Raw genomic sequence first — 5,168 nt, forward strand, 5'->3', positions numbered from 1 at the left:
CCGAACAGCGCCGACAAGATGCCCATCGGCACGATGAGCACGATCACCATGGGCAGGCTCCAGCTCTCGTACTGCGCGGCCAGCACCAGGATGACCAGCAGCACCGAAATGGCCAGCACCGCCGCGAGGATGGGCACCTGGGTCTGCGTGCCCGGCAGGGTGATGTCGCGCGTCAGGCGGTCCTGGTAGCTCAGCTCGGTCCACTCGTAGCTCATGCCGCGCGGCAGCGTTTTCTTGAGCAGAGCTTCGATTTCGCCCTCGGCCTGGCTCGACGAGAAGCCCGGGTTGGCGGCGCCGTTGATGTCGGCCGAGGGGAAGCCGTTGTAGCGCGTCACGCGGGTGGGGCCAAAGGTGGGCTCCACCGTCATGAGCGCGCCCAGCGGCACCATCTCGCCGGCGGCGTTGCGCGTCTTGAGGTTGGTGATGGCTTCGGCGTTGTTGCGGAACGGCGCGTCCGCCTGCACCACCACCTGGTAGGTCTTGCCGAACTGGGTGAAGTCGTTCACGTAGAGCGAGCCCAGGTTCACCTGCATGGTGTCGTAGATGTCGGCCAGGTTGATGCCCATCTGCTTGGCGCGCGTGCGGTCCACGTTCGCGTAGAGCTGCGGCACGTTGATGTCGTAGCCCGAGAACGGCGTGCCGATGCTCGACTGGGGGTTGCCGTAGACCTGCCCCAGGGTGCCCCACACCGCGCCATACAGCGCCTGCTCACCGAGGCCGCCGCGGTCCTGCACCTGCAACTTGAAGCCACCGGCGTTGCCCAGACCGTCCACCGCGGGCGGCGGCACGACGAACATGCGCGCGCCCTGGATCTGCTGGATCGCACCGTTCACCTGCCCGAGGATCGCGCCCTTGCTCAGGTCGGGCGTGGTGCGTTCTTCAAACGGCGCGAGGCCAAAGAACACGATGCCTTCGTTGGGCGCGGCCGAAAAGCCGGCAATGGAGAGACCGGGAAAGGCCACCGAGTCCACGATGCCCGGCACCTTGAGCGCGATGTCGCTCATCTCGCGGATCACGGCGTCGGTGCGGTCGATCGACGCACCGGCGGGCAGCTGCGCAATGCCGATGAGGTACTGCTTGTCGGGCGCGGGCACGAAGCCGGCGGGGATGCGGGCAAACAGCACCGCCATGACACCGAGCAAGACGGCGTAGACGATGAGCGCGGCCGATTTGCGGCGCACCATGCCGCCCACGCGCTGGCCGTAGCCTTCGCTGGCGCGGTGGAACACGCGATTGAACCAGGCAAAGAAGCCGCCGAGCACCTTGTCCATGCCACGCGTCAAACGATCCTTGGGCGCGTCGTGCGGGCGCAGCAGCAACGCCGAGAGCGCGGGGCTGAGCGTGAGCGAGTTGAAGGCCGAGATCACCGTGCTGATGGCGATGGTCACGGCGAACTGCTTGTAGAACTGACCGGTGAGGCCGGGCACGAACGCCAGCGGGACGAACACCGCGCACAGCACCAGCGCGATGGCGATGATGGGGCCCGAGACCTCCTGCATCGCCTTCACCGTGGCGGCGTGCGGGCTCAGACCGCCCTCGATGTTGCGCTCGACGTTTTCCACCACCACGATGGCGTCGTCCACCACGATGCCGATGGCCAGCACTAGGCCAAAGAGCGTGAGCGTGTTGATGGAGTACCCCAGCAGCAAGAGGAACGCGAAGGTGCCGACGATGGACACCGGCACGGCCAGCAGCGGGATGATGGACGCGCGCCAGGTCTGCAGGAACACGATCACCACCAGCACCACGAGCGCAATGGCTTCCAGCAGCGTGACCACCACCTTTTCGATGGAGGTCTGCACGAAACGCGTGGGGTCGTACACGATGCTGTAGCTCATGCCGGGCGGAAAGTTCGCCTTCAGCCTTTCCATGGTGTCGCGCACGTTGTTGGACAAGGCCAGCGCATTCGAGCCCGGTGCCTGGAACACCGCGATGGCCGCGGCTTCCTTGTTGTTGAGCAGGCTGCGCAACGCGTAGCTGCCGGCCGAGAGCTCCACGCGGCCGATGTCGCGGATGCGGATCATGCCGCCGGTGGCGGGCTCGGCGCGCACGATGATGTCGGCGAACTGCTCCTCGGTGGTGAGCCGACCTTGTGTGTTCACCGCGAGCTGGAACTCGGTGCCGGTGGGCGCGGGCGGCGCGCCCACGGTGCCAGCAGCCACCTGCGCGTTTTGTTCGCGGATGGCGGCCACCACTTCGGCGGTGGTGAGGCCGCGCGCAGCGAGCTTGGAGGGGTCGAGCCAGACGCGCATGGCGTAGTCGCCTGCGCCGAAGAGCTGCACCGAGCCCATGCCCGGGATGCGCAGCAGGTCGTCGCGCACGTTGAGCTGGCCGTAGTTGCGCAGGTACAGCGCGTCGCGGCTGTTGTCCGGGCTGACCAGGTGAACCACCATGGTCAGGTTGGGGCTGCTTTTCTCGGTGGTCACGCCGATCTGCCGCACGATCTCGGGCAGGCGCGGCAGCGCGCGGTTGATGCGGTTCTGCACCGCCGTCTCCGCGGCCTCGGGGCTGGTGCCGATCTTGAACGTGACGGTGAGCGTCATGGCGCCGTCGGCGGTGGCTTGCGAGTCAAAGTACAGCAGGTTCTCGATGCCGTTGATCTGCTCTTCCAGTGGCGTGGCCACGGTCTCGCTGATCACGCGCGGGTTGGCGCCGGGAAACTGCGCGCGCACCACGATTTGCGGCGGCGCGACCTCGGGGTACTCCGACAGCGGCAACTGGAAGATGGCCAGCGTGCCGACGAGGAAGATGAAGATCGACAACACGGCGGCAAAGCGCGGCCGGTCGATGAAGAAGCGGGAGATGTCCATGGTGGCGCTCCGCTCAGTTCGCGGGCGCAGGGGCCTGCGGGGCGGGCGCGGGTGTGGCGGGTATCGGCATGCCCTGCGCGTCCACCTTCAGCACCTGCGGCGCCACCGGCACGCCCGGGATGATGCGCTGCAAGCCGTCCACCACCACGTTCTCGCCGGCCTTGAGCTGGCCACCACCCACCACGCGCATGCCGCCCTGCAAGGCGCCGAGCTGCACACCGCGAAACTGCGGCTGGCCGTCGGCCCCCACCACCACCACGAACTTCTTGCTCTGGTCGGTGCCGATGGCGCGCTCGGGCACCAACACCGCCTCATAGGGCGCGCTGGTCGCCATGGTCAGGCGCGCGGCCAGCCCGGGCACGAACTGGCCCTTGCTGTTGTCGAAGCTGGCGCGCAGGCGGATGGCGCCGGTCTGGGGGTTGAGGCGGTTGTCCACAAAGTCGAGCGTGCCCTGGTGGGGAAAGCCGTCTTCGTTGGCCAGGCCCATGCGCACGGCGGGCGTTTTCTCGTTGGCCGCGCGGATGCGCAGGAAGGTCTGCTCGCTGCCATCGAAGTAGGCGTGCACGCGCGACACACCGGCGATGGATGTGAGCACCACCTGTTCGTTGACCAGGTTGCCGGCCGTGATGCTGGCCCGTGAGGCGCGCCCGGCGATCGGCGCGCGCACGGCGGTGTACGACAGGTTGAGCTGCGCCACGCGCAAGGCGGCTTGCGCGGCCTTGATGTCGGCGTCGGTGGTGCGCGAGCTCGACGAGAGCTGGTCGAACTCCTGCCGCGAGACGGCTTTGGCGTCGAGCAGCTTCTGCGCACGGGCCACCTCGGTGGTGGCCAGCTCGGCGCGCGAGCGGGCCGCGGCGAGCTGCGATTCGGCCCGGGCCACTTCGGCTTCAAAGGGGCGCGGATCGATGGTGAAGAGCAACTGGCCTTTGGTGACCAGCGCGCCGTCGGCGAAGTGGACCTTGTCCACCACACCGCCCACGCGGGGGCGCAGTTCCACGTACTCGGCGGCTTCGAGCCGGCCGCTGAAGGTTTCACTGTCGGAGACGGTGCGGGCCACCGCGGGCGCCACGCTCACCGGCGGCGCCTGGGGCGGGCCGCCCTGGGCGTCGGCCGGGCCACCGCAAGCGCTCAGCCACGCCGTGGCCACCAGAAGAAGAGACCACAACGCCAGCGGGAGACCCCGGCGCGGCGCGCACGACGAATTGTTCATGTTCAAAACCTGCAAAAAGGGTTCATGACCGTTCCCGACGCAGGAAGGCACACCGGTGAAAGTGCGCCATCAAATTCCCTGCAGCGCGTTGACGCATAAGGAATTTTCCGGTCGAAGCTTTATCAAAGGCGCGAGCATAAGGTCACTCGGTGTGTCGCACCAAGACCGTTCGACAGAGTCCTGCGTTGGGTGCAAGGTCTTTGCTGCAGCGCACACACGGCGCCCGGATTTGTGCGCACAGCGCCCACTGCCGCGCTTCAGCTGCCCGGCAGCTCTTCCCGCGCTTCCACCACCAGCTGGCGCACCACCGAGCCGGCGGAAGCCGCCACCGCGCGCACCCGCAGCGCCCGCCCGGTGGGCAGTTCAATGCGGCAGTGGTAGTCCAGCCCGTCGGTCTGGCCGGGGCTGTTGCTGGCGATGCGTCGGGCCCATTTCTGCTGGCCATCGAGCTCCACGGTCAAGGCGTGCCAGGCGCCCGCCAGCGGCTGCGGCACCCGCACCACCAGCGTCACGTCCACGTCGAAGCTGCGGTGACGCTCCAGCGAGCCGGGGATGTTGAGCACCGCCACCGAGGCGCCACCCGCATCACAGCGCCAGACTTCGGCCATCGGCTTCATGTGTCGAGCAGCCGTTTCAGCTCGCCCGTTTCGATGAGCCGGACCACATCCTCGGCACCGCCCACGAGCGTGCCGCGCACGAACACCATGGGCAAGGTGGGCCAACCGGTCCACATCTTGAGCGCATTGCGCCGGCGCCATTGCGAAAAGTAGCTGCCGATCTCCAGGTAACCGTGGGGCACACCGGCCGCATCGAGTGCCTTGCGGGCCTTGCCGACAAAGGGGTTGCCCGACATGCCGAACACCATCACCGCGTTGCTGGCCACGTCGGCCTGGGCCTGGCGCAACAGGTCGGCGTGGAGGTTGGCCACCGTGTGCCGGATGGCGGGGTGGATGGCGGCTTCGTCGAGTGTGGGGCGGGGCATGGGCTCTCCTGGCGTCCTGGGGGTCAGGGCCTGAACTGTAGTGGGTATGGATGCCCACCGCGGCTTGCAGGTCTACTCCGCCCGCGTCCGCCGGTTTGCCCGCCCTCGGGCTCAGGCGCGCGCGAGCTTGAACACCGCCACGGCCTGCACCATCTGCGCGGCCTGG

General features: G+C 68.0%; 4 protein-coding genes. All 4 read right to left on the reverse strand.

Annotated features, from left to right (window positions below):
- A partial coding sequence (locus Q1W68_RS17205) for an efflux RND transporter permease subunit (protein ID WP_300717165.1) occupies positions 1–2,810 on the reverse strand: 2,810 nt, incomplete at its 3' end.
- A 13-nt stretch (positions 2,811–2,823) separates the two neighbouring features.
- Positions 2,824–4,020 carry an efflux RND transporter periplasmic adaptor subunit gene (locus tag Q1W68_RS17210; RefSeq protein WP_300659259.1) on the reverse strand — a complete coding sequence of 399 codons (1,197 nt, stop codon included), beginning with the start codon at positions 4,018–4,020 and terminating at the stop codon, positions 2,824–2,826.
- A 257-nt stretch (positions 4,021–4,277) separates the two neighbouring features.
- On the reverse strand, positions 4,278–4,637 hold the full coding sequence (locus Q1W68_RS17215) for a hypothetical protein (RefSeq protein ID WP_300652602.1): 360 nt from the start codon (positions 4,635–4,637) through the stop codon (positions 4,278–4,280).
- A complete protein-coding gene (locus tag Q1W68_RS17220; protein WP_300652600.1) occupies positions 4,634–5,002 on the reverse strand; it encodes a glutaredoxin domain-containing protein in 369 nt (122 codons plus the stop codon). The genes Q1W68_RS17215 and Q1W68_RS17220 overlap by 4 nt, the downstream gene beginning before the upstream one ends.
- Between the last annotated feature and the right edge of the window lie 166 nt (positions 5,003–5,168).

The organism is Hydrogenophaga sp., assembly GCF_030158645.1.
GTDB lineage: Bacteria > Pseudomonadota > Gammaproteobacteria > Burkholderiales > Burkholderiaceae_C > Hydrogenophaga.